9 protein-coding genes are annotated in these 17,687 nt (G+C 63.3%); 3 read left to right on the top strand and 6 right to left on the bottom strand.

Annotated features, from left to right (window positions below):
* Nucleotides 1-53 precede the first annotated feature (53 nt).
* From K3F49_RS16545 to K3F49_RS16525, 5 genes are all read right to left on the bottom strand, one after another.
* Nucleotides 54-869 carry an MBL fold metallo-hydrolase gene (locus K3F49_RS16545; RefSeq protein WP_234682023.1) on the bottom strand — a complete coding sequence of 272 codons (816 nt, stop codon included), beginning with the start codon at nt 867-869 and terminating at the stop codon, nt 54-56.
* Between the two features lie 91 nt (nt 870-960).
* Entirely contained in the window at nt 961-2,487 is a 1,527-nt protein-coding gene (locus K3F49_RS16540; protein WP_234682022.1) for a permease, read from the bottom strand.
* Nucleotides 2,484-3,233: an ABC transporter ATP-binding protein gene (locus K3F49_RS16535; protein ID WP_234682509.1), complete on the bottom strand. Its 750-nt coding sequence runs from the start codon at nt 3,231-3,233 to the stop codon at nt 2,484-2,486. Before K3F49_RS16535 ends, K3F49_RS16540 begins: the two co-directional genes overlap by 4 nt.
* Nucleotides 3,234-3,361: 128 nt before the next feature.
* Complete coding sequence (locus tag K3F49_RS16530) at nt 3,362-4,504, bottom strand: lysozyme inhibitor LprI family protein (protein WP_346657328.1); 1,143 nt, start codon at nt 4,502-4,504, stop codon at nt 3,362-3,364.
* A gap of 92 nt (nt 4,505-4,596) precedes the next feature.
* Nucleotides 4,597-5,349, bottom strand: a complete 753-nt coding sequence (locus tag K3F49_RS16525; protein WP_234682020.1) for a transglutaminase-like cysteine peptidase — start codon at nt 5,347-5,349, stop codon at nt 4,597-4,599.
* 619 nt (nt 5,350-5,968) lie between these two features.
* Between K3F49_RS16525 and K3F49_RS16520 the strand changes: the two genes are divergently transcribed.
* The gene (locus tag K3F49_RS16520; RefSeq protein ID WP_249794815.1) at nt 5,969-11,560 is read left to right on the top strand and encodes a VCBS domain-containing protein; all 5,592 of its coding nucleotides are present in this window, start codon (nt 5,969-5,971) and stop codon (nt 11,558-11,560) included.
* A gap of 76 nt (nt 11,561-11,636) precedes the next feature.
* Nucleotides 11,637-13,868: a CHASE2 domain-containing protein gene (locus K3F49_RS16515; protein ID WP_234682018.1), complete on the top strand. Its 2,232-nt coding sequence runs from the start codon at nt 11,637-11,639 to the stop codon at nt 13,866-13,868.
* 180 nt (nt 13,869-14,048) lie between these two features.
* Here K3F49_RS16515 and K3F49_RS16510 read toward each other — a convergent pair whose 3' ends face one another.
* Nucleotides 14,049-15,644 carry an ABC transporter substrate-binding protein gene (locus K3F49_RS16510; protein ID WP_234682017.1) on the bottom strand — a complete coding sequence of 532 codons (1,596 nt, stop codon included), beginning with the start codon at nt 15,642-15,644 and terminating at the stop codon, nt 14,049-14,051.
* Between the two features lie 211 nt (nt 15,645-15,855).
* Here K3F49_RS16510 and K3F49_RS16505 point away from each other — a divergent pair, with 211 nt between their 5' ends.
* The gene (locus tag K3F49_RS16505) at nt 15,856-17,514 is read left to right on the top strand and encodes an ABC transporter substrate-binding protein (RefSeq protein ID WP_234682016.1); all 1,659 of its coding nucleotides are present in this window, start codon (nt 15,856-15,858) and stop codon (nt 17,512-17,514) included.
* Nucleotides 17,515-17,687 lie beyond the last annotated feature (173 nt).

The following is a 17,687-nucleotide window of genomic DNA, read 5'->3' as shown; positions in this document are numbered from 1 at the left end:
TCGTCGAGAGATCAGCACGATTGGCAGACAGCCGACTTGGAGAAAATTGCGCGTCAGACGCCGTCGAGGATGATCACCGTCGGCGTCGTTGGCAGCGTATCCCGCGACATTCGCAGGGAGCGCTCGGCGCGGCGGTCGATCTCGAACTGCTGGCCGATGCGGCGCATGAACGCGTCGAGCGGGGTGGCGAAACGGTGCATCGGCAGCACCACGGAGGCACGCAGGCGCCTGGTGATCTCCGAGACGCCGTCGAGCGACATGGTGTAGGTGCCGTCTATCGGCACCATCACGATGTCGAGCCGCCCGATCTGTGCGAAATGGCTGTCGTCGAGCTTGTGATGGAGATGACCGAGATGGCCGATGCAGAGGCCGGCGACCTCGAAGATGAAGATCGAATTGCCGTCGCGGATCATGTCGGTGCCGGAATCGTCACCAAAGTAGCGGCGGATGTCGGTCGTGACGTTGCGGATGAAGGTGTCGCCGATCCGTTCCGACACGATCGCCGGCTTGCCGTCCTCGCCCCAGCCATGCAGCACGTGGGGAATGCGCTCGTCGGGATTGAGCGAATAGTGGGTGCTGTGCGCCCGGTTCATGGTGACGACGTCAGGCAGCCGGCCGACCTGATAGGCGCCGCTATAGTCGGTCGCGATGCGCACCCCGCCCGGCGTGTCGATGAAATAGGTGGAGTGGCCGGCATAGGTGATCTCGACCTCGGCCGCGGCGGTCGCCTGCCGGAATGCGACCGGCATCGTGCGGGGCGCAGCGTTCGCCATCGCCAGGCATTCGCTGCGTTGAGGTGGCTGCTGGGCGAGGGCAGGTGAGAGACACGCGCCTAATAGCGCAAATGCCGCTGAAATGAATCGCCACATATCCAGTCCCCGATGACCTCAGAGGAAGTCTAGCGTGCAATGCAGCGCGTGGCCAACAGGACGCGATCAACAGCGCGTCAGTGTCGCACCTTCACTCCCGGCGCGGGCTGAACTTCCAGGTCATCGCCACCAGGCTCGCGGTGATCAGGCCGCTGACGATACCGGCGGTCGGGAGCGTCAGCAGCAGTGCGGCGGTCGCGGCCCAGCCGATCGAGGAGAAGGCTTCGGCGAAGGTCGCAAGCCGCGACGAGGTCTGGCGGCGGCGGAATTGGCTGCGCCGGGCCTGGACCCGGAACCAGAGCTGGATCGCGGTGGCCGAGGCCGCACTGATGATGATCGTGGCGGCCGTGACCGCAGCCTGGAACGGCGAGGCAAAAACCAGCACCGCAACCAGCGGACTGAAGATGACGGCGATGGCGATCAGCACCACCTCGATCTTGGCGCGGATGACGCTCGTGGCAGCGAGCGGCGCGGTTGCAACCAGATCGGGAGCGTCCTCGCCGGAGATCGTCAGCCAGGCGAGCCCGCCTGCGAGCTGACCTGCGGCCATCACGATGACGGGCGAGATCAGCGTCAGCGCCGCAGAACTATCGGCAAAGCTGCGCCACAGCAGCAACGCCGGCGGCACCAGATAGAGCAGCTGCATCAGGGTCTGCGAGATCAACCAGGGATCGCGACAGAGCAGCACGAACTCCTTGCGCCGCAGCGCCTGCTGCCGCGATCCGCCGCGAAACGGGCGTTCCTTCGCGCGCCTGCGGCTGGATGTGCCGTAGGCCGCAGCGTCGATCGCGGTGTCGGCGAAGCGGCCCGAGAAGATCGCCATCACGCATCCGAGCAGCACCAGCCCGAGTGCGAGGAGCAATAGCAGCGCCTCGCTGTCACCCATGGTCGCCCGCGCGGGCCACCACCAGATGCTGTCGATGTCGGGCGCGTGGGCGGCGAGGGTGCCTGACGTCAGGATGGTGAAGCGCGACAGGGTGCCGTAGGAGATGATCGCCGCGACCTGGAGCGCGATGACGAAGCCCGCGCCGATAATCGCAGCCAGGATCTGGGCCACGAAGCGCGTGCGTGCCGGGCCGATCAGGCGAAACAGCAGGATGGTGACGGCAATCGCGATCGCCGCGGCCGACAGGCCCATCGCGATCACGACGCCGAAGGCGGCGAGCCACCGCGCTCCGCCGCCGATCACCAGCACGTCGATGAAGGGCGTCGAGAACAACAGCGCCATCGCCGTGACGGTGAGCGCGATCGCGGCGATGCGCACCGAGAACAGATTGGCGAGCGTCGCCGGTGAGGACATGATGAGATCGAGATCCGCGCGGGCGTAAAATACCCGTGTCACCGATTCGATCGCTTGCGACAGCATCAAGGTCCAGGCGAGAAAGATCGTCGCCGAGATCACGATCAGCGACGATTTGTCCAGCGGCAGCTGCAGATTGGCGAAGCGGCCGATCACCGCCCAGGCCGGCACATGCAGCAGCGCGGCGAAGAACAGCAGGCCGATCATTGCGACGCGGGCGCGCCTGCGCCGGCCACCCGTCATCATGGCGAACCATTCGCGCCAGGCGAGCCGAAGCTCGTGACGGGCAAACCACGAAAGAGCGGTCGCCGAGCTCATGCGGCTTCCTGGAGCGTCACCAGAGCGATGAAGAGGTCTTCCAGGCTGGTGTCGGCATGGCCGTTCTGCTGGCGCAACTCGGTCAGCGTGCCCTCGGCGACCAGGCGACCCGCGGCGATCACGCCGATGCGGTCGGCCATGCGCTCGGCCACCTCGAGAATATGCGTGGTCATGATGATGGTGCAGCCGGCCTGAACGCGCTCGCTCAACAGGCCCTTCACATGGCGGGCGGAGACGGCGTCGAGGCCCGTCAGCGGCTCGTCGAGAATGATGAGGCGGGGATCGTGCACCAGCGCACCGGCAAGCGCCACCTTCTGGCGCATGCCCTTGGAGAACCCTTCGCAGCGTTCGTGGCGGTGCGGCTCGAGCCCGAGCGAGCTCAGGAGTTCCTCGGCGACCGGCTTCGAGGTGGACGGCGCGATGCCCCAGAGGCCGGCGACGAATTCGAGATATTCGAGCGGGGTGAGCTTGTCATAGATCATGGGCTCGTCGGAGACCCACGCCATCACCTGCTTGGCCGCGACCGGATTTCGAAGCGCATCGATCCCGAAGATCGAAACGCCGCCGTCGTCGGGCCGCAACAGGCCTGCAACCATGCGCAAAGTGGTGGTCTTGCCGGCGCCATTGGGGCCGACCAGCGCGTAGAATTCGCCGGCATGGATGGTGAGATCGAGGCTATCGACCGCCAAACGGTCAAAACGCTTGGTTAACCCTCGGACTTCGAGCGCCGAGCTGTCCGGCTTCATGACGGCCACACCATCCGGTTTTGCATTGGTCGCGACCATGACCCGAAGATGTTTCGGCACGGTGAATAGCGCTGCTGCAAATGCGGTCATTCAAAGATGGGTGCGCCTCAGCGTTCCGTAAAGAGAGCTCAAGATCCCCCGCCCGCGGTACCCGAGTTCACCGGCGCCAGCTCGTCTTCGCGGCAGCGCCAGCCGTCGGCGGCTTTCACGAAAGCAAAGGTCCGCTGGATTCGCAGGCGGCGGGTGACGTTGAAGGCTGCCGCGGCGCGCTCCTTGTTGGCGGCTCCCGGTTGCGGGCGGCCGGTGCTGGGGTCCCAGCAGGTGCCGGTGCAGGTCGATGCGACCTTGCTGCAGGCAGTGAACGGCGCCAGCACGACCATCTCGATCTCGCCGGTGACCTGCGCTTCCTGATCCGTCACCTGGCTGTCGAGCGCGTAGACGCGGTTGATGCGGAGGAAGTTGCCGCACGAATTGGCGGCGTGGATGCGCGCGGCGCAGAAATCGACGGCGTCGGTGTCGGGCTCCTTGGCTGCGACCTGCCGGCCGAACACCTTGTTCGGATCGCCCTTGGCGGCCGCGATCTCGTCGCTCCTGCGCTTCAGATGGTCGGCGAGGCAATCCTCCGCGGGGCCGAGCTCCTGCGGCGGCACGTTCTCCTTGCCGACCAGGTTGCACTTGCGATCGCGCTCTCGGGTCCAGCGGCCGTATTCGGCGAAGGCAAAGCGCGCGGCGGTCGGGTCCAGTCTGCCGATCAGGCCGAGCACCTGGCTGTTCAGCTCGGTCTCGGTGAGCGCCAGCGCCGGGTCTGCGCAGATCAGCGCGCCGGCCGCGGTGTTGGCCGCGAGACAGTCGAAATCCGGATCGCGCACGATCGTGGCGCGATCCTCGGTCACCTTGAGAAGGCAGGCCTTCACACGGTCGAACTCATCGGCGCGGATCGCGGTCTGGCCAACGATGCCGCAGCCGAGATTGCGCTGGCGGATCCAGATCGCGTTCTCTTCGATGGCAGGCAGGCGATCGGGCAGGCGGGCAAGCCGCGCCTCGATGGCGGTAGAGAGTTTCTCGGCCGCGGCAGACAGCTCGGGATCACCGCAGAACAATTGATTGCCGGGGTCACGGATCTGCTGGCAGTTATTCCTGGCGAACAGCGGCAGCCTGTCGGCAACGGACCGGTCGGATGCCCTGGATTGCGCGAAGCTCGATGCCGCCGGTAATGCCAGCATTACCGGTAATGCCAGCAGCGCAAGCACAGTCAGCACGATCAACCGCATTCCCATTGTCCCCAGCATGCCCGTGGCCATGGCCATGCTAGCGTCCCGGATCGCGTGGCGATATGGATTTGTGGCGGGTGGTTACACCAAGATCACCGCGCCTCGGCCTCGGCCGATACCATGGACACCCGCTGGCTCTCGCCCCGCACGGGTTCGCCGGCATATTTCAGCACGGCGGATTGGTAGAGCACGTAGAGCGGCTGGTAGTTGCGCGCGTCGTCATCCTCGACCATGGCCATGCGGCGATTGTCCAGCATCAGCCAGTGGCCGTCGAGCTTTGCCGAAGCAACCGCATGACCTTCGCCATTGCGGGTGTCGCGCAGCACGACGAGGCGGAGGTCCTCAGCGGCGACACCGGCAAGCCGCAACGCGGCCAGCTTGGCAATGGCGTAATCCTCGCAATCACCGGCACCACGCTGAAAGGTATCGAGCGGCGAGCTCCAGACGTCCTCGGCGCCGTCATTTTCGGCGCGGATGGCGAGGTTGATGGCACGGTTGGTCTCGCCGAGCAGTGCGCGGCCGTCGCGGGTGCGGGCCTGGTCGACGATGGCGAGCAGTTTCAGCGCCGCGGGCGAGGCGCAATTGTCGCGGTCGCCGTCGCACAGCGCGAGCTGCACCATGTCGTCGTCGAGCTTCTCTTTCAGCGCGAACCATTTCTGCCGCAAACCACCGGTGGAAATGGCGAAGGCGAACACGCCGAACGGCTCGGCCGATTTGCGCACGAGCATGCCTGCGCCCGGCGACAGCAATGTGCCGGCACGAAGGTCGGCGGCCGATCCGAACAGGATCAATCCGCACAGGACAAGGATAGCGCGCCAGGCGCGCGAGCGAGCAGCGGTCTCCATCTGACATCCCCTTATCCGGCTTCGCCAGGTCCCCCTCGACCTCAACGTGCCGGGCTTGTTGCTTTCGCGGAGATAGTGCGAGACGGGCCGTTTTGTTCTGCTTAACGCGCTTGGGCGGGGCGCCGAAACCGAGGGACAGGCTGAACCTGGCTCGGCCAAATTGCGTAAAATTTTACGATTCGCCGGTTGGGACGAGCTTCGCCTGCCGCGAAAACGAGCGAACTACGGGCAGAAGTTGTCGGTAGGCCGATTCTTCGCCTATGGCTAACGACCCGCTATTTCACGAGTTCTGTTAAATGGGTCACAGATTTAACTCCGTATTTGCCGCAGGATGTTCCGGGGCACTGCGAAGAAAAGATGACACAAGTATCTGCTGTCAAATCAGTACGGCTGAATACTTTGGATGACTGGAAATGTGCGCAATAAGCCGGATTCGACTTCAAAATATTCAGAATAATACCTCAGATTATCTAAGAATGTCGCTGCAGGCATAGTCGTGCGCGGCCAAGTGATGCGAAATCACACAAGCAATAGACGGTTTCGCTAAGGACTCGGTAATGCTATGCAAGCTTAGGCGGTGGCTACTTACTTAGATTTTAACCCTTTTTACGGTGCCCGGTTGAATTACGCTGGCAAATTTGACGCCGCGCTCTCTTTTGATGGCCAATCGAATGGCCACCATGTCGATTCATTCATAGCCAAAGCGCATGGCCACGTGCCCGAAGGCGCGGTCGTCGTTGCCGACCCCAATCTGATCTTCAATGGCGAGTTCAAGCGCACGGGTGTTGATCTCGTGCTGTCGCACGACGGCCATGAGTTCGTCGTTCACGATTATTTCAGGGGCGACAAGCGCGCGGCGATCGCCTCGCCGGACGGCGCCCATCTCACCGGCGACATCGTCAGCGCGCTCACGGGTTACGTCCAGTATGCGCAGGCCGCGCCCGGTGCCGCCGCGGCGCAGGTCATCGGCCATGTCACCAAGCTGACCGGCAGCGCGACCGCGATCCGCAACGGCGTCTCGGTCATCCTGAACAACGGCGACAACGTCGAGAAGGGCGACGTGGTCTCGACCGGTTCGGATTCGACGCTTGGCGTCACCTTCATCGACGGCACCGTGTTCGGCCTGTCTTCGAACGCGCGGATGGTGCTGAACGAGATGGTTTACGACCCCAACGGGTCGAACAATTCCTCGCTGCTCAGCCTGGTCGCGGGCACCATCACCTTCGTTGCCGGCGAAACCGCCAAGCACGGCGACATGAAGATCGATACGCCGGTCGCCACCATGGGCATCCGCGGCACGGCGGTGCTGACGGAGATCAATTTCGTCATTCCGTCCGGTGGCGGCGATCCGCAACCGCAGGCCAACTTCCAGGTGCTGGTCGAGCCGAACGGTACCACCGGCTCATATATCCTGTTCGACAAGCTGACCCTGCTGCCGATCGCGACGGTCAACCAGGCCGGCCAGATGATCCAGATCAGCGGCGGCAACGTCTCGATCACCAATGGGCTGCTGTCGCCGGACGTTCAGAAGCTGATCACGGACGTGTTCACGCTGAAGTTCACCGACAACAACACCAACACCAAGCTCACCACCAACTTCACCGACACGATCACGCAGAACGGCAACATCGTCCTGATCAAGACGGACACTGGTGCCACAGCGACCGCGACCTTTACCCACACCGTCAACAATGGCGCCGGCTCGGGGCAAGGCGGAGGGGATAAGGCGGCTGACCGTATTCCCGGACCGCCGCTGGCGCGGAGCCTCGATCTCAACGGGAACGTCACGTCGGCGTTCAAGCTGACCGAGCACGCGAATGCGACCGCCGACCGCGCGGACACGACCGGCGGCACCGTCGATGCTGACACGGTGTCCGGCCGGATCACTTTCGTCGATCAGAATCTCGGCGACCGGCCGACGGTTTCGGTGACTCTCGCTCAAGCGCCGAACTTCGTCTACGTGAACGCGGGCCAGCAGGACGTCACCGGCTCGCTCACCGCGCTGCAGAAGCAGGACATCGCGGCGACGCAGATCCAGATCAGCGTCGCCCCGGAAGCTGCCAACAGCAACAACGGTTCGGCAGTCTGGACCTACACGATTCCCGACCACGTCTTCGACTTCCTGGCGGCCGGCGAAACGCTGACGCTGACCTACATGGTCCGCATCGACGACAATTTCTCGGTCAACCCCGAAACCGCGTTCATCCCGATCACCATCACCATCACAGGCACCAACGACAAGCCCACCGTGGTGACGTCGGGCGGCACCGTTATCGAGAAGGTCGGGACCGGCAACACCGCGCTAGACACCATGACCGGTACGGTCACGTTCACCGACGTCGATCTGACGGATCGGCCGATCGTCGGCGCGGCGCTCTCGACCACCCAGCCGTTCAAATATCTCGATGCGCATGGTCACGATATCACGGCATCGTTGACGCCGCAGCAACTCGCCGCGGTCGCCGCCGTCGAGGTGCCGTTGACCGTGGTGCAGGGCGCCGCAAACAGCAACAACGGTTCGGCCACCTGGACCTACAGCGTTGCCGATCATTTGTTCGATTTCCTCGCCGACGGCGAGACGCTGGTCCTCAATTATGTGATCCAGGTCGATGACGGGCATGGCGGCGTTGTCAGTACGCCGATCACCGTGTCCATCAACGGCGCCGACGTCAGCGTCGAGGGCACCAACGACGTGCCGACGATCGTTACGGCGTCGACGACCCCGACCGGTGCGATCAAGGAAGATGCTGCGGCGACTCTGACGGCTGGCGGCACCATCACCTTCAACGATCCCGATCTCACGGACACGCACACCGCGAGCTTCGTCTTGAAGTCGACGACGTCGAGCGCGCATCTGCCCGGCTTTGGCGACGGCACCTCCCATATCGGCACTTTCGCCCTCGCGGCGGTGAGCGAGAGTCCCGGCGTCAGCACGATCGGGTCCGTGGGCTGGAGCTTTACGCTCGATGACAACGACCCGGTGTTGCAATCGCTGGCCGAGGGCCAGACCCTCACCGAGGTGTACACCGTCACCGTCGATGATCATCACGGCGGAACGGTCACCCAGGATGTGACGGTCGTCATCACCGGAACCAACGATGCGCCGACCGTCACCAGCAGTTCTGCTACGGCGATGGGCAAGGTCACCGAGGATGCCGCGACGCCGACGCTGTCGACCGGCGGCACGCTGGCGATCCAGGACCTTGACCTGATCGACACCCACACGGCGCAGGCGGTGTTCAAGTCGTCGGTGTCGAGCGCGCATCTGCCCGGTTTCAGCGACGGTACGGCTCTCGGCACCTTCACGATCGATTCGTCGGTGACCGAGTCCAACAGCGACACCGACAACGGTTCCACGCTCGGTTGGCATTTTGTACTCAACGACAACGACCCGGTGCTGCAATCGTTGGCCGAGGGCCAGACCATCACCCAGGTCTACACCGTCACCTTTACCGACAACCACGGCGCAACGGTCTCGCAGGACGTCACCGTCACGATCAACGGCACCAACGACGCGCCGACCATTACCAGCACCGCTGCGGCGGCTTCTGGAGCGGTGACTGAGGATACGAGCGCGACGCTGTCGATCTGTGGCACGCTGGAGATCCAGGATCTGGATCTGATCGACACCCATACGGCGCAAGCGGTGTTCAAATCGTCGACGTCGGATGCGCATCTGCCCGGTTTCAGCGACGGTACGTCTCTCGGCACCTTCACGATCGATTCGTCGCTGACCGAGTCCAACAGCGACACCGACAACGGTGCCACGCTCGGTTGGCACTTCAGCCTCGACAACAGTAATGCGGTGCTGCAATCGCTGGCCCAGGGCCAGTCCATCACCGAAATCTACACCGTCACCTTCACCGACGATCATGGCGCAACGGTCTCGCAGGACGTCACCGTGACGATCAACGGCGCCAATGATGCGCCGACCATCACCAGCAATGCCGCAGCCGCTGCGGGAACTGTCACCGAGGATGCGGGTGCGACGCTGTCGACCAGTGGGATGCTGGCGATCGAGGACCTCGACCTGATCGATAACCACACGGCGCAAGCGGTGTTCAAGTCATCGACGTCGAGTGCGCATCTGCCCGGTTTCAGCAACGGTACATCTCTCGGCACCTTCACGATCGATTCGTCGGTGACCGAGTCCAACAGCGACACCGACAGCGGTGCCACGCTCGGTTGGCACTTCAGCCTCGACAATAGCAATGCGGTGCTGCAATCGCTGGCACAGGGCCAGTCCATCACCGAAATCTACACCGTCACCTTTACCGACAACCACGGCGCAACGGTCTCGCAGGACGTTACCGTGACCATCAACGGGGCCAATGATGCGCCGACGGTGACCAGCAATGCTGCGGCTGCATCGGGCACAGTGACCGAGGATACCAGCGCGACTTTGTCGATCGGTGGCATGCTGGAGATCCAGGATCTGGATCTGATCGACACCCATACGGCGCAAGCGGTGTTCAAATCGTCGACGTCGAGCGCGCACCTGCCGGGGTTCAGCGACGGCACATCTCTCGGCACCTTCACGATCGATCCGGCGGTGACGGAGCTCAGCACCGACGCCAACAATGGTGCCGCGCTCGGTTGGCACTTCAGCCTCGACAACAGTAATGCGGTGCTGCAATCGCTGGCCCAAGGTCAGTCCATCACCGAGGTCTACACCGTCACCTTTACCGACAGTCACGGCGCAACGGTCTCGCAGGACGTCACTGTCACGATCAACGGTGCCAACGACGCGCCGACCATCACGAGCGATGCCGCGGCGGCAGCGGGGGCCGTGACGGAGGACGCCGCCACGCCGACGCTCTCGACCGATGGCACGCTGGCGGTCCAAGACCTCGACCTGATCGACACCCACACCGCGCAGGCGGTGTTCAAGTCGTCATCCGTCAGCTCGGATCTGCCGGGCTTCGGCAGTAGTTCGCATATCGGTACTTTCACCATCGACAGTTCGGTGGCCGAATCCGGCAGCGACACCAGCAACGGTGCGACGCTGGGCTGGCATTTCACACTCGACAACACCAACCCAACGCTACAATCGCTGGCCCAGGGTCAGGCGATCACTCAGATCTATACGGTCACGTTTGACGATCACCACGGCGGCACGGTTACTCAGGACGTTGCCGTCACGATCACCGGCACCAACGACGCGCCGAAGGTCATGGTCGAGGCGGGCGATAGTGCCGGCGACAACCTGCCCGAAACCAACGCGGCGCTGAGCAGCCACGGTACGTTGACGGTGTCGGATGTCGATGCCACCGATCACGTGACGGTCTCCGCCACCGGCGTCGCCGTCAAGCTCGACGGCAATTTGCAGGCGGACGGGTTCGACGGATTGTGGGCCTCCGATCTGATGAACTATCTCAAGGTGCAGTCGGGCGACATTCTCGACGGCACCGCGACGCACGCGCAGTTCTCATGGGACTTCAATTCCGGCGGCCAGGCCTTCGACTTCCTCGCCGCGGGGCATACGCTGTCGCTGCAATACACCATCGTGCCTGACGACGGCCACACGGCGACCGGCACCGGCAATGGCGTGGTCACGATCAACATTGCCGGCAGCAACGACGCGCCGGTGATCAACGTCGACCAGATCAGTGTCACGCAGAACAGCGACGAGCAGGTGATCGTGCACGGCCTCTCGGTTACCGATGCCGACGCCAATGAAACGTTCACGATCGCTGCCGCCACCGAGGATCCGAGTAGCAACGTGAGCCCGTCATCGGCGACCGGTTCTTTGGCCGTCATCAATTCGACATTGCAGACGGTGACCTACAACGAAGGCCGCGGAGAGCCTTCCACGGATAAGGTCACGCTCAAAGTGACCGACGGCCACGGCGCGACCGATACGGTCAACCTGATTTTCAATCTCGCCGAAAGCGCGTACGATCACGAGAGCCTCACCGGCACGACCGGCAAGGACGTGTTCTTCGGGACCGGCTATCAGGAACAGTTCGTGTTCGCGGCCAATTCGAACCACGACATGATCGTGAATTTCACGCCCAATCAGGACCACATCGACCTGACCAGCGTCGTGGCGGCCGATATCGACGCTGCATGGATCGCGCAGCACGTGGCGGCTTCGTCGACCAATCCTGCGGATACCCTGATCACGATCGATGCCGCCGACACGATCCTCCTGAAGGGTGTCAACGCCCTCAATCTCCACGCGAGCGACTTCATCGTTCATCCCGGGTAACCGCTCGGACGACGCCGATCGTCTGCACGTGCGTTCGGCGCTGCCATTGACCGGCAATGCGTGATATTCAATCGACATGAAACGTCTCAGAATCCTGCGTCGGTGGTTCACGCGAAAGTTCGGCCTTGCGCGGCTGCTCTGCCTTGCGCTGCTGGTCGTCTTCGCCGGCTTGCGCGTCTGGGATCCGCCGCCGGTGCAGGAATTGCGGCTGCGCACCTTCGACCTGTTCCAGCTGATCGATCCCCGCCACAAGACGGTGCGGCCGGTCACCATCGTCGATATCGACGACAGGAGCCTCGCCAGGTTCGGCCAATGGCCGTGGTCGCGCATGCGGATCGCGGACCTGATTATCAACCTCACCAATAGCGGTGCGGTGGCGATCGGCTTCGACGTCGTGTTCTCGGAACCAGATCGGCTCAATCCGGATCTGGTCGCCAACCAGATGCGCTATCTGGACGACGCCACGCGGATGAAGCTGCGCGAGCTGCCGAGCAACGACCAGATCCTCTCGGAAGCGATCAAGCACTCGCGCGTGGTGCTGGGCGAAACCGGCCAGCCCGCGGTCGGGTCCGAGCTCGACAAGACGTTGCCCTTCACTGGCGTGGCGACGGTCGGCGAGGAGAACGCCGAAAAATTCCTGTTCGAATTCCCCGGCCTGCTGCGCAACGTGCCCGTCATCGAACAGGTCGCGGCCGGCCGCGGCTTGTTCTCGATCCGGACCGAGCGCGACGGCTTGATCCGCCGCGTGCCGATGATCATGCGCGCCCAGGGCAACATCATGCCCTCGCTCAGTCTCGAGATCCTGAGGGTCGTCACGGGCACGCCGACGCTGCTGATTCGCACCGACAAGACCGGCATCCGCGCCATCCGCCTCAAGGGCGTCGAGATCCCGACCGACAAGAACGGCCAGCTTTGGGTGCATTACGCCCGCCGCGATCCCTCGATCTATGTTTCGGCCGCCGACGTGCTCGACAATGCCGTGCCGCCCGGCAAGGTCGCCGGCAAGCTGGTGCTGATCGGCACCTCCGCCGCCGGGCTGAACGACCTCAAGACCACGCCGGTGTCCCCGAACATGCCGGGTGTCGAGATCCACGCCCAGGTGCTCGAAAGCGTGCTGAGCGGCGCGGTGATCTCGCAGCCGAACTACGCGCTCGGCGTCGAGCTGCTCGCCGCGCTCATCATCGGCATCCTCGTCATCATCTTCACGCCGAATCTCGGCCCCGTCCGGCTGGTGCTGGCGGGCGCGATGTTTGCCGCGGTCCTGATAGGCACGTCCTGGTTCTTCTACTGGCAGTACCGTTACCTCATCGACTTCACCTATCCGTTGCTGTCGACCACCGCGATCTACCTGACCTTCATCTTCTCGAGCTTCGTGCGTGAGCAGCGGCAGCGCGTACAGATCCGCGGCATATTTGCGCAATATATGTCGCCGGTGCTGGTCGAGCAGCTCGCGCAATCGCCGGAGAAAGTCGTGCTCGGCGGCGAGGAGCGCGAGTTGACGATCATGTTCTCGGACGTGCGCGGCTTCACCTCCATCTCGGAAAGCTATAAGCACGATCCGCAAGGCCTGATCACGCTGATGAACCGCTTCCTGACGCCCCTTACCGACGTGATCATCGAGGAGAAGGGTTACGTCGACAAGTACATGGGCGACGCCATCATGGCGTTCTGGAATGCGCCGCTCGACGATGCCGAGCACCAGGTCAACGCCTGCGAGGCCGCGGTCCGGATGCTCGAGAAGATCGACGTCGTCAACAAGGAGCGCGAGCAGGAAGCCGCCGATGGCGGCCATATCTATATCCCGCTCAATGTCGGCATCGGTCTCAACACCGGCATCGGCGTGGTCGGTAATATGGGCTCCGATCTGAAGAAGAATTATTCGGTGCTCGGCGACAGCGTGAACCTGGCGTCACGCCTGGAAGGCCAGACCAAGGAATACGGCTTTCCGATCATCGTCGGCTCCCACACGGCGCTCGCGGCCAAGGACAAGTTCGCGATCCTCGAGCTCGACTTCATCATGGTCAAGGGCAAGAGCGAGCCGGAGGTAATCTATGCCATCGCCGGCCGCGAGGACGTGATGCAGTCGGCCGCGTTCCAGCGCCTGCGCAACATTACCATCGAGATGCTCGGCTGCTACCGCAACCGCAACTGGCAGGGCGCACTCGATGCCATCGAACGCGGCCGCCGCAGCGAGGACGCCGACACGCTGGACAAGCTGTTCAAGCTGTACGAAGCGCGGATCAAGGAGTTCAAAGTCAATCCGCCCGGGGAAGGGTGGACGGGCGCGTATGTGCTGCTGACGAAGTAGGCATATGAGCGGGTGGGCTCCGCAGTCGCCCACACACTCCGTCATTGCGAGCGGAGCGAAGCAATCCAGAAATGCATCCGCGGAGACACTCTGGATTGCTTCGCTCCGCTCGCAATGACGAGTTTGTTGAGGCGTTTGCGTGCAATAGTTCTCTGCGGTCGTCCCGGCGAAGGTCGCCCCTCACTCCACCCCGATCGTCGTCAGGTCCTGGAACCAGTGCTGCGCCTGCACGAACTGCTTCACCTTCGGCGACAGCGCGTGCGGGTTGGTGTCGTGGACGACCCAGACCAGCGCGGCGTCGTCGACGATCAGGGCATGCGCCTGCGCGATCAGATCGTCCTGCTTGGCGGTGTCGAAGGTCTGCTTGGCCTCGTTGATCAACGCGTCGACCTTCGGGTTCTTGTAGCCGCCCCAGTTGACGCCGACCGGCGCGATCTGGTCGGAGGCGAAGAAGCGGACGATGGCGTAGAGCGGGTCGGAGGTGACATAGGCGATGTTGTTGGCGGTGATGCCGGCGTTCATCTCGTCGGCCGCGCCCTTGCGCCAGTGTGTATAAAGCGTCTCGAGCTCGACCACCTTGAAGTCGATGTCGATGCCGATCTCCTTGAAACTCTGCTGCAAGAATTCGTTCATCGGCAGCGACAGCATCTGGCCGGTGCCGCCCTGCGCGATGATGAAGGTGGCCTTCAGCGGCTTCGCCTTGGAGTAGCCGGCCTCCTCGACCAGCTTCTTGGCGGCGGCGAGATCATATTTGATGTCGAAGCTCGGCTTGCCGAACCACGGGCTCGACGGGTCGACCTGGCCCTTGGCGGGCTTGGCGAGGCCGTTCATCAGGCCGACGACTTCGTCGCGGTTGATCGCGAGGTTGAGCGCCTTGCGCAGCCGGATGTCGGTCCAGGGCGAGCCCGGCAGCACGCTGAGATGATAATTCCAGACATGCGGGGTAACGTTGTCGACGATCTTCATGCCGGCGGCCTTCAGCTGCGGCACGGCATCGGGTGCCGGCGTCTCGATCAGATCGACCTGGCCGGCGAGCAGCGCATTGGTGCGCGTCAGCGCCTCCGGCATCGGCACCAGCACGATCTTGTCGACCTTTGGAATACGCTTGGCGTTCCAATAGTCCGGATTCTTGCTGAGCTCGGCGAGCTCGCGCGGCACCAGTTTTGTCAGCTTGAACGGGCCGGTGCCCGAAGGCTGGCTTGCGAACTTGTCCCAGTCCTTGCCGAGCTTTTCATACTGCGTCGGGCTCGACACCAGGAACCACAGCATCTGATAGGGGAAGAAGGAGTCCACCGTCTTGGTCGTGATCTCCACAGTGGAGTCATCGATCTTGGCGTAGCTCGCGACCGAGGGCAGGCGGGTCTTCACCTGCGCGCTCTGCCGCTTGTCGAATTGCGGCGCCTTGTCGTTGAGCACCTTGTCGAGATTCCAGATCACTGCGTCGGCATTGAACTCGCTGCCGTCGTGAAACTTCACGCCCTTGCGCAAGCTGAAGCGCCATTTGGTCTTGTCGGTGTCATCCACCTTCCAATCGGTGGCGAGGCCCGGCACCAGCTTGCCCGGGCGATCGGCGACGTCCATTTCCCACGCCACCAGCGGATCGTAGATCGTATAGGCCGTGAACTGGTAGGCGCCTGCGCCGCGATCGGGCTGGCCGGTCGTCAGCGGAATGTCCGCCATGGAGATGCCGTAGCGCAGCACCGTTTCAGCGCGCGCCGGGATTGCGAATGACGCCAGCGCAAGCACCGCGAGACAGGTCGATAGTCGAATACGCATGGCCCAAAGCTCCCAAGAAAACTCAAGCGAAAATCAGGGCCAAACCTGCAATCTTGATGCCAGAATAGGCAGCGCGATGCCTAAGCACACGCGCGATCACAAGGACTTGTCGTCGCAGGGGCAATTTGCAGAATAAGTTTCCCCATTGGCATAGCCATTGCATACGTTTGCATCAAAATTAGTCATCGAAAGCCGGAAAAGGACAGACGTAATGCTTATCAAGACAACAACACGCGCGGCACTGATCGCGGCGCTGGCCCTGACGACTGCGGCTGCGTGGCCGCGCGCGGCCAGCGCGGAATCCGTGTTGCGCATCGGCATGACGGCTGCCGATATTCCGCGCACGCTCGGTCAGCCCGATCAGGGCTTTGAAGGCAACCGCTTCACGGGCGTCACCATGTATGACGCGCTGACCGGATGGGATCTGTCGTCGGCCGACAAGGCCAGCGTGGTGATCCCCGGCCTTGCCACCGAGTGGAAGGTCGACGATGCCGACAAGACCAAATGGACCTTCAAGCTGCGTCCCGGCGTCACCTTCCATGATGGCACGCCGTTCAATGCCGACGCGGTGGTGTGGAACGTCGACAAGGTCCTGAAGCAGGACGCGCCACAATTCGACGCCAGCCAGGTCGGCGTCACCGCATCGCGCATGCCGACGCTGGCCTCCGCCAAGAAGATCGACGACATGACGGTCGAGCTCACCACCAAGGAGCCTGACAGCTTCCTGCCGATCAACCTCACCAACCTGTTCATGGCGAGCCCGGCGAAGTGGCAGCACTTCTATGACAAGGCGGAAGGCGCCGGCGCCAAGGCGAAATCGCAGGCCGCCTGGACTTCCTTTGCCAAGGACGCCGCGGGCACCGGCCCGTGGAAGATGGCGAGCTTCACCCCGCGCGAGCGGCTCGAGCTGGTCAAGAATGCGGATTACTGGGACAAGGCCCGCGTGCCCAAGATCGACAAGATGGTGCTCGTGCCGATGCCGGAAGCCAACGCGCGCACCGCCGCGCTGCTCTCGGGACAGGTCGACTGGGTCGAGGCGCCGGCGCCGGACGCACTGCCCGAGCTGAAGCAACGCGGCTTCAAGCTCTATGCCAACGAGCAGCCGCACGTCTGGCCCTGGCAGTTCTCACGCGTCGAAGGCTCACCCTGGAACGACATCCGCGTCCGCAAGGCCGCCAACCTCTGCGTCGATCGCGAAGGTCTCAAGGACGGACTGCTTGCGGGGCTCATGGTGCCCGCGACCGGCACGTTCGAGCCCGGCCATCCCTGGCGCGGCAAGCCGACCTTCGAGATCAAGTACGACAAGCCGGCTGCCCAAAAGCTGATGCAGGAAGCAGGTTTTGGTCCGAACAAGAAGCTGACGGTGAAGGTCCAGACGTCGGCATCAGGATCTGGCCAGATGCAGCCGCTGCCAATGAACGAATATCTCCAGCAGGCGCTCGCCGAATGCTATTTCGACGTGCAGCTCGACGTCATCGAGTGGAATACGCTGTTCACCAACTGGCGCCGCGGTGCCAAGGATCCGTCAGCCAACGGCTCCAACGCGACCAACGTCACCTATGCGGCGATGGACCCGTTCTTTGCGCTGGTGCGCTTCCTGCAGTCGAGCATGGCGCCGCCGGTCTCGAACAATTGGGGCTTTATCAACAATCCCAAATTCGACGAGCTGGTGAAAAAGGCGCGGCAGACCTTTGACCCCGCCGCGCGCGATGCCGCGCTCGCCGAACTGCACGCGGCCTCCGTCGACGACGCGGCCTTCCTTTACGTCGCCCACGACGTCGGCCCGCGCGCCATGAGCCCGAAAGTCACCGGCGTCGTCCAGCCGAAGAGCTGGTTCATCGACTTCTCGCTGGTGTCGATGACGCCGTAAGGCGGGCACGCTGGTAAGGCTCCCCTCCCCCTTGCGGGGAAGGGTTGGGGAAGGGGGTTCACACGGGCGGTCCCTCTGTGGCTACCCCTCTCCCTAACCCTCCCCCGCAAGGGGGAAGGGAACCTTCGCAGCGTGCGTTCCTTACGGTAGCCCGCCACGTCATCGTGTGAGTT

Source organism: Bradyrhizobium monzae (assembly GCF_021458635.1).
GTDB lineage: Bacteria > Pseudomonadota > Alphaproteobacteria > Rhizobiales > Xanthobacteraceae > Bradyrhizobium.
Note: the sequence above shows the minus strand (reverse complement) of the source record. Positions and strands in the feature narration are given on the sequence as shown.

Bases quoted from the DNA above. Each gene is read 5' to 3' on its own strand.
- K3F49_RS16540 (WP_234682022.1), bottom strand. From the start codon at position 2,487: ATGAGCTCGGCGACCGCTCTTTCGTGGTTTGCCCGTCACGAGCTTCGG.
- K3F49_RS16530 (WP_346657328.1), bottom strand. From the start codon at position 4,504: ATGCGGTTGATCGTGCTGACTGTGCTTGCGCTGCTGGCATTACCGGTA.
- K3F49_RS16545 (WP_234682023.1), bottom strand. From the start codon at position 869: ATGTGGCGATTCATTTCAGCGGCATTTGCGCTATTAGGCGCGTGTCTC.
- K3F49_RS16515 (WP_234682018.1), top strand. From the start codon at position 11,637: ATGAAACGTCTCAGAATCCTGCGTCGGTGGTTCACGCGAAAGTTCGGC.
- K3F49_RS16505 (WP_234682016.1), top strand. From the start codon at position 15,856: ATGCTTATCAAGACAACAACACGCGCGGCACTGATCGCGGCGCTGGCC.
- K3F49_RS16510 (WP_234682017.1), bottom strand. From the start codon at position 15,644: ATGCGTATTCGACTATCGACCTGTCTCGCGGTGCTTGCGCTGGCGTCA.
- K3F49_RS16525 (WP_234682020.1), bottom strand. From the start codon at position 5,349: ATGGAGACCGCTGCTCGCTCGCGCGCCTGGCGCGCTATCCTTGTCCTG.
- K3F49_RS16535 (WP_234682509.1), bottom strand. From the start codon at position 3,233: ATGAAGCCGGACAGCTCGGCGCTCGAAGTCCGAGGGTTAACCAAGCGT.